This window comes from Selenomonas sp. ND2010 (genome assembly GCF_000702005.1).
Classification (GTDB): domain Bacteria; phylum Bacillota; class Negativicutes; order Selenomonadales; family Selenomonadaceae; genus Selenomonas_A.
In genome coordinates, this window is the sequence record NZ_JNKI01000011.1 from 37,167 (window position 1) to 53,764 (window position 16,598).

17 protein-coding genes and 1 pseudogene are annotated in these 16,598 nt (G+C 43.1%); 17 read left to right on the forward strand and 1 reads right to left on the reverse strand.

The features are described from left to right. Positions 1–11: 11 nt before the first annotated feature. Entirely contained in the window at positions 12–803 is a 792-nt protein-coding gene (locus T504_RS0105430) for an MBL fold metallo-hydrolase (protein ID WP_033170049.1), read from the reverse strand. Positions 804–949: 146 nt separating this feature from the next. Here T504_RS0105430 and T504_RS0105435 point away from each other — a divergent pair, with 146 nt between their 5' ends. The 17 genes and pseudogenes from T504_RS0105435 (at position 950) to T504_RS0105510 (ending at position 16,558) form a co-directional block, all read left to right on the forward strand. Then, the gene (locus T504_RS0105435; protein ID WP_197018683.1) at positions 950–1,867 is read left to right on the forward strand and encodes a LysR family transcriptional regulator; all 918 of its coding nucleotides are present in this window, start codon (positions 950–952) and stop codon (positions 1,865–1,867) included. A 278-nt stretch (positions 1,868–2,145) separates the two neighbouring features. Continuing rightward, positions 2,146–2,307 (forward strand): hypothetical protein, encoded by a 162-nt coding sequence (locus tag T504_RS14415; protein ID WP_231473864.1) that lies wholly within the window; start codon positions 2,146–2,148, stop codon positions 2,305–2,307. A gap of 15 nt (positions 2,308–2,322) precedes the next feature. After that, positions 2,323–2,634, forward strand: a complete 312-nt coding sequence (locus T504_RS0105440) for a UxaA family hydrolase (RefSeq protein ID WP_033170050.1) — start codon at positions 2,323–2,325, stop codon at positions 2,632–2,634. Between the two features lies 1 nt (position 2,635). Further along, on the forward strand, positions 2,636–3,796 hold the full coding sequence (locus T504_RS0105445) for a UxaA family hydrolase (protein WP_033170051.1): 1,161 nt from the start codon (positions 2,636–2,638) through the stop codon (positions 3,794–3,796). Positions 3,797–4,285: 489 nt separating this feature from the next. Next, positions 4,286–6,940, forward strand: coding sequence for a calcium-translocating P-type ATPase, PMCA-type (locus T504_RS0105450; protein WP_033170052.1), 2,655 nt, complete (start codon positions 4,286–4,288; stop codon positions 6,938–6,940). A 65-nt stretch (positions 6,941–7,005) separates the two neighbouring features. Continuing rightward, complete coding sequence (locus tag T504_RS0105455) at positions 7,006–7,584, forward strand: TerD family protein (RefSeq protein WP_033170053.1); 579 nt, start codon at positions 7,006–7,008, stop codon at positions 7,582–7,584. A gap of 105 nt (positions 7,585–7,689) precedes the next feature. Further along, positions 7,690–8,250: pseudogene (locus T504_RS15090) on the forward strand (TerD family protein); the annotation flags it as partial. Positions 8,251–8,946: 696 nt separating this feature from the next. Next, positions 8,947–9,594 (forward strand): vWA domain-containing protein, encoded by a 648-nt coding sequence (locus T504_RS0105465; protein ID WP_033170055.1) that lies wholly within the window; start codon positions 8,947–8,949, stop codon positions 9,592–9,594. Between the two features lie 17 nt (positions 9,595–9,611). Further along, complete coding sequence (locus tag T504_RS0105470; RefSeq protein ID WP_051635222.1) at positions 9,612–11,060, forward strand: PP2C family serine/threonine-protein phosphatase; 1,449 nt, start codon at positions 9,612–9,614, stop codon at positions 11,058–11,060. A 1-nt stretch (position 11,061) separates the two neighbouring features. Next, positions 11,062–12,564: a protein kinase domain-containing protein gene (locus T504_RS0105475; protein WP_231473866.1), complete on the forward strand. Its 1,503-nt coding sequence runs from the start codon at positions 11,062–11,064 to the stop codon at positions 12,562–12,564. A 12-nt stretch (positions 12,565–12,576) separates the two neighbouring features. Continuing rightward, on the forward strand, positions 12,577–13,770 hold the full coding sequence (locus tag T504_RS0105480) for a TerD family protein (protein WP_033170056.1): 1,194 nt from the start codon (positions 12,577–12,579) through the stop codon (positions 13,768–13,770). 4 nt (positions 13,771–13,774) lie between these two features. Beyond that, entirely contained in the window at positions 13,775–14,197 is a 423-nt protein-coding gene (locus T504_RS0105485) for a hypothetical protein (protein WP_033170057.1), read from the forward strand. Positions 14,198–14,249: 52 nt separating this feature from the next. Further along, complete coding sequence (locus tag T504_RS0105490) at positions 14,250–14,597, forward strand: hypothetical protein (protein ID WP_033170058.1); 348 nt, start codon at positions 14,250–14,252, stop codon at positions 14,595–14,597. Between the two features lie 182 nt (positions 14,598–14,779). Next, a complete protein-coding gene (locus T504_RS13825; protein WP_051635223.1) occupies positions 14,780–15,067 on the forward strand; it encodes a DUF805 domain-containing protein in 288 nt (95 codons plus the stop codon). Between the two features lie 28 nt (positions 15,068–15,095). Then, positions 15,096–15,620, forward strand: coding sequence for a hypothetical protein (locus tag T504_RS0105500; RefSeq protein WP_033170059.1), 525 nt, complete (start codon positions 15,096–15,098; stop codon positions 15,618–15,620). A 27-nt stretch (positions 15,621–15,647) separates the two neighbouring features. After that, a complete protein-coding gene (locus T504_RS0105505; RefSeq protein ID WP_033170060.1) occupies positions 15,648–16,307 on the forward strand; it encodes a hypothetical protein in 660 nt (219 codons plus the stop codon). Positions 16,308–16,327: 20 nt separating this feature from the next. After that, on the forward strand, positions 16,328–16,558 hold the full coding sequence (locus tag T504_RS0105510) for a hypothetical protein (protein ID WP_033170061.1): 231 nt from the start codon (positions 16,328–16,330) through the stop codon (positions 16,556–16,558). Positions 16,559–16,598: the final 40 nt, after the last annotated feature.

The window sequence follows — 16,598 nt, forward strand, 5'->3', positions numbered from 1 at the left end:
AGTTAGAGTCATTAATACATTAAAGACTGTCCGTCCGTTGGCATATCATAATTGGTCACATTACGTTCGGCAAGTTTGCCCTTTAGTGTATGGCGGGTGAGTGCGGCATGGGCCACATTGTCAAGATGTGTCAGATACAGTCTGGCGTTAGGCGCAGTCTTGGCAACGCAGTGGACATCTTCGGCATCCATGATGAGGCGACCATTTTCTACCGTTTCGGCGGCGCAGCAGTTGAGTGCCACGATTTCCGGCTGCCAGCGTTTCAGCGTGTTGGCTACTGCCGGATACCAGACCGTATCCCCGGCCAGATAAAAGATTTTTTCGGCGGCGCTTTCAAACATCACGCCCATGGCATCACCACAGGGATTTACCGTGCCATGGAGGGCGGGTACCTTGGTCAGCTTTGCCGGACCAAACAGCATGCCAGTTTCGGATAGTACGGTCACATCGCGGAAGCCGGATTTTTGGAATACAGCGGCATCTGCTTCGTTTTGGCAGATTACAGGCACATTCTTGTCTAAAGGAGCGCCCACAGTACCATCCATGGACATATCGATGTGGTCGGGATGGATATGCGTTACCAGATAATAATCGACGCCGGCGAGGATTTCTTTTATCGGCATGGGCAGGTCATAGAAGGGCATGGGCAAATGCTCCTTCATTTCATCCGGTACATGATAAGGTCTGCCGGGAACATCGATGAAGGAAAACTGATGCTTGGGCATCAGCCACGGGTCAATCAGAAACGTTTTGCCGGCATATTCAAGGCGGTTGGTGGCATTGCGGATTTGCGTCAATTTCATGGTCATGTCTCCTTTTTGTAGCTTCTAAATTGCGTCAGCTAGGTTATGCTTCAAGTATAATGCCTATACTGGGTCACAACAAGCAAAGAGTTTCTCTTTTGACGCAACTAAAAGGTTGCTATAAAATAAAGAGGAGGGGGGATTGGATGAATCAGAAGCAAATGGAATATTTTCTCGAAGTTTATCGGCAGGGCAATATACAAAGTGCCGCCGATAAGCTCTATGTATCGCGGCAGGGTGTCAGCAAGATGCTCAAGACGTTGGAGGAGGAACTTGGGCAGCTGCTTTTTATCCGCAATCCGCATGGTCTTGTTCCAACTGACTATGCCAATGCACTTTTACCGCATGTGCAGCGGCTGCTGGCAGAATACCGGAGCATTGCGAGCATGAGCACATTGGCCTCACAATCCAAAAGCGTGGTGACTATCTACGCGCTTGACCATATAATGGCTTACTTGGGGGCAGAGTTCCTTTGGGATTTTCACCAGGCATGTCCGGATATTATTCTTAGCACCGTGGATACGACAGATGATGCAGCTTTGAAGGGCGTTTTGGAAAAGCAATGCAACTTTGCCATCGTAACAGGAGAAGCTGACCAAAATCGTTTCGCAGCGGAACCGCTGTTCTTTTCCCGATACTGTGCGCGGCTGCATCGCCAGCATCCGCTGGCCGGTAAAGAAAACATTGCCTATGCAGATTTGGAAGGTGCGCGCATTGTCAGCAAGGGGCGGGGTTATCAATGTTTTCGTCATAATATCGATAAGTATATCCTGCTGCCGGGGTTGCATGTAGATTTGGTCGCTGAAACGGCCGATGAGATGCTCATCACCGATCTGATTCTCCGGCATCAGGCGATAAATCTTGGCTATGACTACGCTGCCGTGCTGAATCCCCATCCGGATATCGTGGTAAAACCATTAGGTACGGGCGATGACCTGGGGCAGAATGTATATCTTGTCTGGGACAAGACCACAGTCCTCACGAAAGCCAGCCAAAAGTTTCGTTCCTTTCTGCTCGCTTGGCTGCCCCAGCATGGTAAAGACAAAGTTAGCTGGCCTTTGTGATATTAAGGGGTACTGTTCGTATTTTCAAGAGTGTCGGCAAATTTACGCCGGACGAAGTCGATAAGACAGCGTTCGTCTGCGTAGATTTGCCGGCCTTTTTTGGTGACGATAAATCCTTTTTGAGCAAGTCCCTCGATGGGAATGGCGATAAGATTACTATCATAGTGAAATCAATCGGTTTATTCAATAGATAAATCGATTATAAGTGTTTTTTATTTCGGTTCGAATACGCTATGATGAAGACAGAAAAAATCAATGTGAAGCGGGAGGTAATGATGATGGAAAAGGCAATGAAGATCTGGGCCGAAAAAATGATGGCAAGGACGCATAAGGCAGTGAAAATTTATCAGCAGGAATCGCAAAAAAAGCAGGACATGACTCCGGCGCAGTGGAATATGCTCTATGGGAAATACCTATTGGATATGGACGAGGCAATTTGACGAAAGGAGAGCGTTATGGAAAAGAAAGCGATTCTGCTGGACGAAAAGGACAATGTGGCCACCTGCACCAGCGAAGCACATCCGGAGGACATGGTTATCTGTCATGGTGGCGGCAGGGCCAAGGTTAGGGCTGTCGAACTGATTCCCATTTGGCACAAGATTGCCTTGAAGCCTATCGCCAAGGGCGAGATGGTCTATAAGTACGGGGAAATCATCGGGGAAACTTTGCGGGATATCCCGCAGGGCGGCTGGGTATCGCATGAGAATATCCGCAGCATTCCCAGGGATTATGCCAGTGAGTATGTAATGGGCAAGGAGGGCAAATGATATGGAATTTTACGGTTACAGACGCAAAGAAGGCCGCCCCGGCATCCGCAATCATATCCTGATCCTGCCCACTTGTGCCTGCGGCAGTGAATCCTGCCGGATTGTGGCGAGCCAGGTGCGGGGCGCTGTGAATATTGTCTTTAACACCGGATGCAGTGATGTGGCGGCCAATACGGCAATGAGCCAGAAGGTGCTCACGGGTTTTGCACTGAATCCCAACGTCTACGGCGTGGTCATCATCGGCCTGGGCTGTGAAACCGTACCCCATGCCCAGTTGCGGGAAAAGATACAGGCAAAGTGTTCCAAGCCGGTAGTTTCCTTTGGCATACAAGAAGAAGGCGGCACATTGAAGACCATTGAAAAAGCTGTGCGGGCAGCCAGGGAAATGGCAGCCGAAGCCGGGCTGCAGCAAAAGGAAAAATTCCCCATCAGCGAGCTGCTGCTGGGGATAGAATGTGGCGGCAGCGATGCTACTTCCGGCATTGCCTCCAATCCTGCGGTGGGCAATCTTAGCGACAGGCTCGTGGATTTGGGCGCATCTGCCATGATGAGTGAGTCCATTGAGTGGATAGGCGGCGAACATGTGTTGGCTCGCCGGGGCGCCACGCCGGAAATCCATGACCAGATCATCCGGGTGTGTGAGGACTATGAAAAACATTTGCTGGCCGCAGGGCAGGATTGCCGGGCGGGCCAGCCGACACCGGGCAACAAAGCGGGCGGTTTGTCCACGATTGACGAAAAGAGCCTTGGCTGCATCCGCAAAGGCGGCACCCGTCCCATCGTGGAGGTGCTGGAACAGGCGCAGCCGCCCACGAAGCGCGGGGCTATGGTCATGGATACGGCAGGATACGATATTTCTTCTGTAACATCCATGGCGGCTGCCGGCTGTCAGGTCATCATCTTTACCACGGGCAGGGGAACGCCTACGGGCAATGCCATTGTGCCGGTGCTGAAAGTGACCGCCAATGAACATACCTATAGCTGGATGGAAGATAATATGGATGTGGATTTATCGGGCATTATCCGTGGCGAGCAGACCATTGAGGAAAGCGGCGGGATGCTGCTGGAAAAGCTCCATGAGATAGCAAGCGGCAAACTCACCAAAGCGGAAGCCTATGGCTTTTCGGATATTGCGGTTGACCATGTGTGCAGATTTGTATAATTAGTGTAGAGGCGAATGGCGCGTCGGCAGAAAGTCTTTGACTATTCTGTTGACGCGTCATTCTGCAATACGAATATGGTTCATTTTTTAGTGCAACTATGTTATATGAGGTGGTGTTTCATCGATTTAGCCATGAATTTAGGTGCAAATAATCTAATATAAGAGAAAACAGAATATTTTTTTGATAAAAGCAGGAATTTTGCTTTACCTGTAGTAATATAAATAATAGACATAGGAAGTAGTATGTTTTTATTACAAAGGGATGGTAATGATGTTTAGTAGTATCGTTGCTTTTATTGAAAAAGTACATTATACCACTATTAGTGTACATGGGGGGGGGGACACTCTAAGCCGTCTGTCCAATTTTATAGAGGATAATTATGTCCGCTTCTGTTTAGCAGAGAGTGGGGACACATACATTTTGTGTGTGTTCTGACTTTTGCTGAGCAGAGGCGGGCTTTTTTGTTGTGTATTATGGGAGGGATGGTAATGAAAGTAGTTAAGGGACTGAGCAAGACAGAGGTGGAGGCATCACGAAAAAAGTATGGGGATAATGTGATTCCCGATTCGGAGCCGACAACCTTTTGGGACGAGTTCAAGGAAACATTTAACGACCCGATGATTCGTATTTTGCTTGTTATTGTAGCAATTATGCTGGTTATGTACTCTTTAGGACATGCGCAGATATATGAACCATTGGGAACGATTGTAGCGGTATTCATCGTGGCTTTTGTCACGGCTAAGACAGGTGTGGCTAGTGACACCAAGTATCGGGAGTTAAAGGAAAGCACGAAGAAGGATACTTGTAAAATCTATCGTGATGGGAAAGTATGCAATCTGGAAATGGATGAAGTGGTTGTAGGTGATATGGTGCTGCTGCAATCCGGGGATAAAATTCCGGCAGATGGTGTATTGACCGATGGCGATTTGCGGGTGAATAATTCCGCGCTTAATGGTGAAGTAGAGGAATGTAAGAAAGTTGCTGCTACTGAGGAAGTAGCTTTTCCGGAAACCGTTACTGGTGATGATTTGACAGGTAGTCATCTGCTATTTCGGGGAACTGTGGTTTTTGACGGCGAAGGTGTGCTGACAGTTCGTAAAGTTGGCCTGGCTACCATGATGGGTAAGATGGCGGCGGAAATGAACGAGGAGGAACCGGATTCGCCGCTAAAGGTAAAACTCAGTAAATTGGCACAGCAAATATCTGTATTTGGTTATGTGTCAGCAGTGGTAATTGTGGCTATGTATATGGCCTATTTCATTATTGGTGCAGGCGGCTTTTCAGCTTATGGAGCATTGGGCTGGGAACGGATACTTATGGATACCGTGGAGGCTGTTTCATTGGCTATCCTGATTGTGGTTTGTGCTGTGCCAGAAGGCTTGCCCTTAATGATTTCACTAGTGCTTATGCAAAATACCAGCCGTATGCTGGACCATAATGTGTTGGTGCGTAAGGCAGTAGGTATTGAAACGGCAGGTTCCTTGAATATTTTGTTTAGCGATAAAACTGGCACGATAACCAAGGGCCAGCTGGAAGTGGTCGAATTTTTGGCAGCAGACGGTAAAGCCATACCGCTGACAGAGTTATCTCAGCATGCGAGATTGAAGCAGTTAATCAATTTAGCGATTGGGAAAAACAGTGCAGCACTTTTTGATGCTGATCACCAAGTGATTGGCGGTAATGCGACGGATCAGGCGTTGATGCGTTTCTTAGGCGAAGATGATTACCAGTCATTGCAGGGAAAGTATACTGTTGGTGCACACCAGGGCTTTAATTCGGCAAATAAATTCAGTCAGGCAGAGATTAAGGAAGAAGCGAAAGTTTTTTACAAAGGTGCTCCAGAACGTTTGATGGTGTCAGCTAATTTGCAAGGTGTGGATCTGAATGGTGAAGTAATTCAGGCAGACAAAAGCAAATTGGATGCCAAGATAAATGATTATGCTACCCGTGCTATGCGTGTTTTGGCGTTTGCCTATTCAACAAATGCGATGACGGAAAATAAGGTTAATGATGATGCTGTTTTGATTGGCTTTGCGGCTATTCGTGATGATGTACGCCCGGAAGCGCAGGAAGCTATCCATGAGGTACAGCAGGCAGGCATACAAGTAGTAATGATTACTGGTGACCGTAAGGAAACTGCTGTTGCCATTGCTCGTGATGCGGGGCTTATTACGTCGGATAAAGATAAAGTCTTTGATTCCATGCAACTGTCTGGTATGTCGGATGAGGAATTAAAGGCTCAGATTAAAGACATACGGGTTATTGCCCGCGCATTACCGACAGATAAATCCCGTATGGTGCGACTGTGCCAGGAAATGAATCTGGTTGTTGGTATGACCGGTGATGGTGTTAATGATTCGCCAGCTCTCAAGCGGGCGGATGTAGGCTTTGCTATGGGGAGTGGCACAGAAGCTGCTAAAGAAGCTGGGGAAATTGTGGTTTTGGATGATAACTTCCGATCCATTAAAGATGCAGTTTTATATGGCCGCACCATCTACCATAATATTTTGAAGTTCTGCAAATTCCAGCTGATGATTAATGTGGCGGCAGTTGTTGTCACAGCCTGCAGCCCGTTTTTTGGCATTACAGAACCCTTGCGGGTGGTTCATCTGTTGTTCATTAATCTGGTAATGGATAGCCTTGGGGCTATTATGCTGGGCAATGAACCCGCGATTGAGCGCTATATGCGGGAAATGCCCCGTCGGAGGGATGAAAGTGTTATCAGCAAAGCGATGGCCGTACAGATTCTCTTTATGGCGGCCTGGCTCACCGCTATGAGTTTTGTATTCCTGACTGTTCCTTGGTTTGCAGATTTCTTCGGTGGTCAGGATAAACTCTATACGGCATATTTCGTTCTCTTCGTTATCAGTGCACTGTTCAATGGCTTTAATGTCCGGGATGATGGCAGTGAGATATTCAGCCGCTTAGGGGATAATCCCGATTTCCTGCGGGTATGGGTGATTATTGCGGCAGTACAGATGCTTATTGTAAATGCGGCATTGGTACCATTGGAAGCCTTTAAATGGATTGGTGCTATGTTTAGTTGTACGCCGTTTAGTCTGGCAGGTTGGGGATTGGTGTTTGTCTTGGCATTTACCATGATTCCCGTGGATTTGCTGCGAAAGCAGATTATAAAAGGTTAAATTCATGCTATTAAGTGCATTGCACTTGATATAAAATTAATTTATTTTTAAGGAGGAGTTTCATCATGGCAGTAAGTTTAAGCAAAGGTCAGAAGGTAGATCTGACGAAAGGAAATCCTGGTTTGTCTAAAATTGTGGTAGGTCTTGGATGGGATACCAACAAGTATGATGGTGGTCATGATTTCGATCTAGATGCCGCTGCATTCTTGTGTGGAGCAAGCGGCAAAGTCAACAGTGATGATGACTTCGTTTTCTACAATAACTTGAAGCATGCTTCTGGCAGTGTAGAGCACATGGGCGATAACCTGACAGGTGAAGGCGATGGTGACGATGAACAGATTAAGGTTGATTTGTCCAAAGTACCAGCTAATGTAGAGAAGGTGGATTTCACTGTAACGATCCATGAAGCAGATACCCGCAATCAGAATTTTGGCCAGGTTTCCAATGCTTATATTCGCATCTTTGATGAAGGAAATAACAAGGAACTTATCCGCTATGACCTGGGTGAGGATTTCTCTGTAGAGACAGCTGTTGTGGTTGGTGAGCTCTATCGTCATAATGGCGAGTGGAAGTTTAATGCTATTGGTAGTGGTTTCCAAGGTGGTTTGGCTGCTTTAGGTCGTAACTTTGGCGTAAATGTTTGATAGAAAATTTTGTTAGGAAAACTTGCGGTGGTGATTCATTGCCACCGCAGGTTGTTTCTGGCTATATAAAAATGTCTGAAAATTAAATAAATAGAGGGCGAGTGGATGATCAGTCTTAGCAAAGGTCAGAAAGTTGACTTGACCAAGGGTAATACCGCAATAAAGCATCTGTTGATTGGTTTGGGATGGCAAAGCCGAGGAGATGATTTTGATCTGGATACGGCAGCTTTTCTGTTAGGGGCTAGTGGCAAGGTCGCTGGGGATAATGAATTTATTTTCTATGGTAATCTGCGGCATCCAAGTGGCTGTGTTGAACATAAGGGGGATAACCTGACAGGTAATAGCGGTGGTGATGCAGAGCAGATTCTGGTAAATCTGGATAAGGTTCCGCAAAGTATTGAAAAGATTGATTTTACGGCAACAATTTATGATGCAGAGAAAAGACGGCAAAATTTTGGCATGGTACAAAATGCTTATATCCGTGTTGTAAACGCCGATACTCAGCAGGAAATGCTGCGCTTTGATTTAGGCTCGCAATTTTCGGTGGAAACAGCCGTAGTCGTGGGCGAAATCTACAGGTATAAAGGTGAGTGGAAATTTAATGCCATAGGCAGTGGCTATCAGGGTGGATTAGCGGCTTTGTGTAATAGTTTTGGTATTGAGGTATCAGATGCTGCTCCTGCGAATAATTCATCAGTTGTACCACCTGCGCCACCTGTACCGCCGAAAAAAGTAGAATTGCGTAAAGGGCAAAAAGTGAGCCTGGTTAAAAAAGCCGGAGTTAACTTAGGGAAAATCTCAATTAACCTTAATTGGTCCCAACCGACGAGACAGAATAAAGGATTCTTTGATTCTATATTTGGTGGGAATGATGGTATTGATTTGGATTTGGCCTGTCTTTTTGAAATGAAAGATGGCAGCAAAGGTGCGGTGCAGGCATTAGGCAATAGTTTTGGCAGCTTTAATAGTTTCCCGTATATCGAATTGGATGGGGATGATCGAACCGGCAATTCCGAGGGCGGGGAAAATATGCGAATAAACGGTGCAAAGATTTCGGAAATAAAGCGAATTCTTATTTTTACTTTTATTTATGAAGGTGCCGCTAACTGGAGAGAGGCTCAGGGGGTGGTAACGGTTAAGTGTTCGGGGAATCCGGATATTATTGTTAGAATGGATGAATACGGTTCTGATAAAGGTCATTGTGCAATCGCATTACTGGAAAATCAAAACGATGAAACGTTCAGTGTAGAGAAAATTGTGCGATTTTTCAACAGTCATAAGGAAATAGATCAGGCCTTTGGCTGGGGATTGCGCTGGGTAGCCGGATCTAAGGATTAAATAATTGCAAAGGAGAAATATCTTATGTCATCGTATGTGCGTAGATTACCAGTATATTTATTGTTGGACTGTTCTGGCTCTATGTCAGGTGAACCTATCGAATCGGTACGCCAGGGCATAAAAATGCTGGTCAATGAGTTGAAGGGCGACCCACAGGCATTGGAAACAGCCTGCTTGTCTGTGATTACTTTTGCTAGTGTAGCGCAACAGACATCACCACTTACAGAACTTATGCTGTTCAAGGAGCCGAAGTTGGAGGCTAGCGGTGCAACAGCTTTAGGTGGCGCATTAAGAGTGTTGCGGGAATGTATTGAAAAAGAAGTACGCAAGACTACGGAAAATCAAAAAGGAGATTGGCGTCCCTTGGTGTTTATTCTTACGGATGGTCTGCATACGGATGATGAAGAATTTGACATGCAGACAAAGGATTTGAAATCCTTGAAAGTGGCGAATATCATTGCTGTAGGAGCAGGTCCCTATGTGGAGCAGGCTACATTAAAACGTATTACCGATAATGTTTTGTTGATGAATACGGCATCGGCAGGTGATTTAGCCAAGTTCTTTGCCTGGGTTTCCGGTTCCATCAAAATGTCCTCCAAGAGTCTAGATGCCAAGCCAGGTGGAAATATCGAATTACCACCGCCACCACAGGGCTTTACGATTGTTCCCTAAACGAAAAGGAGCAGATTGTGGAAGAACGCAACAACGAAAAAATGATTATGAAAAGTCAGCATTATTCCTATAAGGCAAAAAATATCCTTACGCCAAATGGACAGGAAGGGACGGTAAGTGTCAGGCTGATTACCATTGAACCCACCAGTAAGAAAATGTCTGATAAAGAGGATAGCCTTGCGTCTTCGCCAACACAGGAGAAACTCGAAGAAAAAGCAGAGAATATGGAAATGAGCAAAGTGCTGTCTGATCAGGATGTATTAAAACATACAGCTTCTTTGTGGAAATATAATCCTGTTCCCCAGCATGAACCTGAGCCCTATAGGGAATTTATTACAGAATCTGTTACTGTAGGCAGCTGTCATATCATTGCTGCACGGGTGAGAGGAAAAAAACATAAACATGAGGGGACAAATTGTGATGATTGGTTTGAAACAAGAAGCATAGGAGATTTCATCGTTATAGCGGTAGCGGATGGAGCAGGCTCAAAGAAATTTTCACGTATTGGAGCAAAATCTGCCTGCTTGGGAGCTATGTCCTTTTTGGAAAAGGCGTTACAGGATTTGGCTGTACAGGAGAAAGAAATGCAGGCGGACTTGGCACAGGCTGTAACGAAGCGTGCATTTCAGCAAATGGTATCGCAGTTAGCAGGTATAGTGCAAAATGCGGTTATAGAAGCAAGAAAAAATGTTGTCAAAGCCTATCAACAACGGCGGGGAGATGAGAATTACAAAAAAGTTGTAGGGCGGGATTTAGAGCTGAATGACTTTGCATCTACTTTTTTACTGACAATTGCTTTGCCATTGGAAAAGACTGGAGAGCTGCTAGTGGTGAACTGTCAGGTAGGGGATGGCATGACGGCTGCATTGAATACAAAGGCTTCTTATGAGCAAATTGTTACTTTGATTGGGAATGCAGATAGTGGAACCTTTTCGGGGGAAACGGAATTTTTGACTAGTAATGCTATATGCTCTAAGGAAAGTTTGATGAACCGCACGAAAGTTGCTCGCAAGCATTTTGATGTCATTATGTCAATGACAGATGGTGTATCCGATGACTATGATCCGCCGGGGAAAGAAATGCTGCGGTTATATACAGATTTGTGCATTAACCGGGTATTGGATTTTCCTAAACTGGAAAAGAGATGTGCAACACTTTCATCAGAGGCACGAAAAAAGATACGGGAAAAAACTCCACAGGCACAGTCCTATCCTACAGTAAGTGGAGAGGTTTCACCGAAAATGGTATCAATTCAGTATACCAGAGATTTTTGTGAATTAAACAAGATTGATTTACGAGAAATGTGGGAAAAATATCAACCATATTTAGGCGTAATGATGCAAGAAATGGAACAGGTACAGGGGAAAAATGCAGCAACCAGATTAAAAGACTGGCTGGATAATTATGTGATTAGAGGTTCGTTTGATGATCGAACCCTAGTTATCCTGCAACGGGGAGGTAATTAGAGTGGCTCATAAAAAGAAAAACAATAACATTGCCAAAGCCATTCTAATGGATGATACAGAGCTTGAATATGTGATAACGGATAATCCTCCGCGAGGAGGGATGAAGTACACCTATTTTACGCCAGACAAAAAATATGCAGTGCAGTTCTTCAATAAGGCAGAGGATGCTGAATCAGCGCAGATGCAGGCGCGGTTGGAAAATATTGTTGGTTTGTACAACCCAACAATTTCTCAAGATGAAGGCGGAGCGATGGGGAATACTTCGGAAACTGCAGCATATTTTTCCAGGCTCTTTTGTTGGCCGGTGGCTCTGATAAAGGAGCCTGAGTTTGGTGTAGTCTGTCCGACTTATCCACAGAATTTCTTTTTTGGTAAAGATGCGGTAAAGCCGGGCGTAAATTTAGATATGGACGGCAAAGATAAAAAAAGCAAATGGTTTACTTCAAGGAGCAGTCGGTGGCTGGCAGAAAAGGAAAAAGGTAACTTTCAAACGATGCTCAGATTGTCCATATCGTTAGCGAGAGCAATTCGCCGCATGCATGCGGCGGGGCTTTCTCATTCTGATTTATCCAGCAACAATGTCTTAATAGATCCTAAAACAGGCTCCTGTGTGGTTATCGACATTGATTCGTTGGTTGTACCGGGGGTGTTTCCGCCGGAAGTTGCCGGAACTAAAGGGTATATAGCACCAGAAGTTTTGGAAACAATGGAATTTGATTTTGACGATCCGAAACGTAAATTGCCATGTGCTGCTACGGATTTATTTGCCTTGCCAGTGCTCTTGTATGAGTATTTGTTGCATCGTCATCCATTAGATGGACCTAAGGTATATTCAACAGTGTCAACTGAGGAAGATGAGTATCTGCAATATGGACCGAAGGCAACCTTTATTGAAAATCCACAGGATACATCCAACAGACCGGATGATTTGGAAGTAACTATACATGACTTAGGACCTTATTTGGAAAAACTATTTTTGCAGGCTTTTGTAGATGGGCTTCACGATCCGGATAAGCGACCTACAGCCAGTCAATGGGAAAGGGCGTTAGGGAAAACTTGGGATTTGTTGCAGCCTTGTAAGAATCCACATTGTCGTGCGCAATGGTTTGTTCTGTATGATTTGCATAATCCTGTTTGCCCGTATTGTGGTCAGGGACTAGATAGCCGGGATGTAATGCACCTGCGCCTGAAAAAGCCCATGCGGGGGCGAAAGGGGCAGTGGCAACAGGTAGGTGAGATTAATCTATATGATAGAATGCCACTGTTTAATTGGCATTTCATCGCCAATGTTTATCCGGATGAAAAGATGCAGAATCGCTCCATGCAGGCTTATATAAGTCACCAAGGCAGTGAATGGTATTTGGTAAATAATGCGCTGGCGGGGATGCTGTCGCCAAAGGGAAATTTGGTGCCAGTAGGGCAAGCAGTATGGCTGAAAGATGGAGAAATATTTCCTTCCAGCAATAATCCGGAAGCATTGCTGTTGGAGGTGGTAAGGGGATAGTGGGGGATAATTATGAATTCGTTACAACAGTTATTTGCAAGTAATAATAAGGTTATAGATATTCCAATGGGCGAGTATGAAGGTCCGTTGACGATAAATCATGCCTGTATTGTAAATGGCAATGGTGCCACAATCTGGGTGAAAAGTGGCACAGCATTAATCGTTAATTCAGCAAAAGTAACGTTGAACGATTTGCGCATAGAGATTACAAATGACACAGATAATACCTTAGCCGTAAAATTGAAAAAAGATACGTTGTTAAAGTGTGTGGAAGTGTATGGTCAGGAAGATATAGAAGGGCAGCACTCTAACTGGGCGATTCCCAGAATGATTGATTTAGGATCATTTGCCCCGAATAAGACAAATGAATTTTATCGTAGGATGCAGGTTAATAGTGCATGCAGGATAATTAATAATGTTCATGGATTAGAGGTTATACCCTTAAAATTAAGTACGGGTACAAGCGATGTTTTATTTAAAGTTTCCGCATTGATGGATGGCACAATCTTATATGGGGATATTATTTTAGAAACGGATTATGGCATCAATAAGCGAGTATATATAACTGGACGGTCTATATCTGGTGCTGTGGAAGTTCATGAAACATGTGTGAGTAATAATGCACATATTACGGATAGCAAGAGTATAGAGCATCCAAATAATATTCAGAATAATGATAAAAATAATTCTAAGATGGTGGTAAAAGGTCAGCGTATATCTTTGGATAATAAAAAGACATTATTTGTGGCCTTTCAAGGCGAGGGCGATGTTGGCGATATAGATCCATATGCTTTTATGTTAGATGGTAATAGGAAAACACGACAGGATAGAGATTTAGTTTTCTTTGGTAATCTGCAAGCAAAAGAAAATGGTGTATATATCGATAATAAAATGGGTATGCAGGGAGTATCAATATGCTGGAAAAATATTCCGGATAAAGTGGAGAGTGTAGTAGTTTCTTTTGCTATATATGAAGATGAGACACATTCAGCAAAATATTTTTCGGCAGTGAGAAAACCGGCTGCCAAAATATATATAGATGATGATGTATATGATTTGCCTTTAGTGTTGGGCTTGGAAAGAGTGGTTAATATTTTAGAAGTATACAGATATAAAGGGGGATGGAAAGTTAAATTTATTGGAGCAGGTTATACAAGCGGATTAAGAAAACTGTGTGAAGAATATGGATTGGATGTAATGGGGTGATGAGATGAGAGCTTTATTATCAATACCAGCAGCGTTGTGTGCCTATGTTATTTCTGTGATAATTTTATTCTTATTCTTTATTTGGTTTTTTGATAAACCGCAGAACTGGGACTATTTTATACCAATAGTTACATCGTTTGTTGCATTTGTCATTGCCGAGATGACAGCAGAAGAAATATCTGGAAGTCATAAGGTGGCAGCATTTATCGGATTTTTAATCGGTGCGTTTTGGGTTGTCTTGGTGGTGGCAGATATTTTCGGAAATGTATCTGATATAATTCATGCAATAATTGGTTCGCAAGACCATAAGAATGATGTGGGAGCATGGGAAATGTTTTTGTTTTATTTTGATAGAATTTTAAGTTCAAAGATCTTTGCAACAGTATCAGTAATCTGTGCATCTGGTTCAATAAAAGAAATTAAATAGATTGTTGAGATAAAAGTCATGTGATAAAGACATGGTTAGGAGGCGATAGGTGGTGAACATATATGATTATAAAAAGATATCATTGTTGACGATTATTTCACAGTTTTTTATGAAAATATGTTATGCCGAAGGAAATTCAGGAATGGCGGCTGATGATACGGATTTGTTGACAGATTTGACAAATACAATGCACACTGTGATGTCCTCGCTATCCAGCATATCCATATCTTTAAGTGATATTTCTGGTTCATTAGCAAGCATTGCTACATCTTTGGCTATTGTAACTACAGAATTAGCAGAAATTTCTACATATTTAAAACTGCTTGTGATGGTTGTAACTGTTCTTACAGGGGTTATTACACTGTATGTAATGATTTTCTCACCTATAAAAAATGGTTGAGTGGTAGGCAACGTAGAGAAGAGTAGTTATATTATTACGAAATGAGTGAAATAAAATTCGTTTAGTGAATGAGTAAGGAGTGTAGTTACAATGGCTGTAGATTTAGGAAAAGGGACAAGTTCAAGAGATGTGTATGCACTAGATGAAGGCTTAAAAGAAAAGTTTTTTCTTATGAAGGGAGATTGAATAGGGAAAGATATATTTTAAGATCTTTAGCAGTTGGCTTTGTAACAGCTATATTGATGTTTTTTGCCTTTTTTATAAGTGAAAAAGTGGCTACGTTGATAAATGTAGCAGCTATAGTTATACAAATTATGCTTGGTGTTCGTAGAACTCACGATATTGGTAAATCTGGTTGGTGGATGTTTTTGATAGTTGTACCCTTAGTAAATATCATATGGGGGAGTACTGATATTCAAAAAGGAGATAATGGGATGAATGAATATGGAGCTGATCAATTAGAGAGATGAGCATGTTCATGGAAAGGAAGAGAAAATTATGTATAAATGGGTCTTGTTAGTAATTTTTTTAATATTTATGGGTGGCAGTTGTATAAGAGAAAGTGGAACTCCGATAGATAATATAAATGGAAATTCTGATCAGAAGCAGGTTTTGCAGCAATACATAATTGAAACACGTGAAGTGATGAAACCATATCGGGAAAAGGATATGGAGTTGTCATCTAAGGGGGAGTCTTTGAAGTATAGTGGATTATCGGAAAATGAAATTAAGAAGCAAATGAAAAAATTGGCTGAAGAACGAATGAAATTGATGGAGAAATTGCGGCAAGATTTGCGCAATGTTAATGTCCCCAATAATAGCCCGCATGCAAAAAGACTCGCAAAAGCTTGGGATAGATATTTTGAACTAAGAGAGAAAGTAGCTGATTATATTGCAGGTAATTCTTTGATTGCGGTAGGGGCTGTGCTTTTGGGTAGAGATACGGCTATAGAAGAAGAAATGAGGGAACTTGATGAGGAAATTGATAGAATTTATGATTATGCAGGGGTTAGTAGGGAATAGGAAACACAGGAAAAGAGAGGGAGCGTAATGAAAAAAGTACTATGTATATTGTTGGCACTAGGTGTGCTTTTTACGGTGGGGTGTAAAAAGCAAGCAGGAAAATTTGCAAAAGATATTCTGATTAATGAAGCAGTGGATACAGTTGCTGATAGTGCTCGTAAGAACAATGGTAGTCCAAGTGCTAATACGAAAACACCTTCAACTAGTTCAGCAGCGAATGGTTCTGTAAAGTCAGCAAAAGGTAAGGCGGGAGTGGCAGCTGCAGTCGTAGGTGGTGCAGTGGCTGCGGTAGTTAGTTCCAATACAGATTTGATTTTAGGGAAAATATACATAGGTCAGTCACAAGCTGATGCTTTGCAGATTATGGGAGAGCCTATTAAGATATCTGATCCAGATAATAATGGACATAAACGATATAAGTATTCTGATATGGTAGTTGTGATTACGGGGGGCGTAGTAACAGGTTTTGTATCTGATACTGCGGCAGTATCGACGAAACGAGGTATAAAACAGGGAGATGCATTGGATAAAGTAGTGAGAGAATACGGTAAACCATATGCAAAATCTGATTATGATGGAACGACGTTATATGAATATAAATTCATTTCTGATAGAGGACAGGCTTGTCTTCTTCGATTTGCAATGAAGAATGGTGTTGTTGATTATATTAGTGGACGTATTTTGTAGAAAAAGGGAGGATGAATGAAATGGCTATTTTAGAATCGATTGCTGGTTTTTTCGGCTTGATAATTTTTGTGATTTATTTGTATGCAGGAGATAAGGCTATCTATTATATTAAGTATCATATTTTGAATACACGAGCGGAGATATATAGTAACACTGGTGATTATATCATCGGTAGGATTATTTGGGCAATGCTATTGGGATGGGCAGCTATTCCTATCGCACTATTACACAACTATGTTGTTAATAAGTGATGTTTAATTGTGGATTGTTAATAATATCTTCGAAATTAAA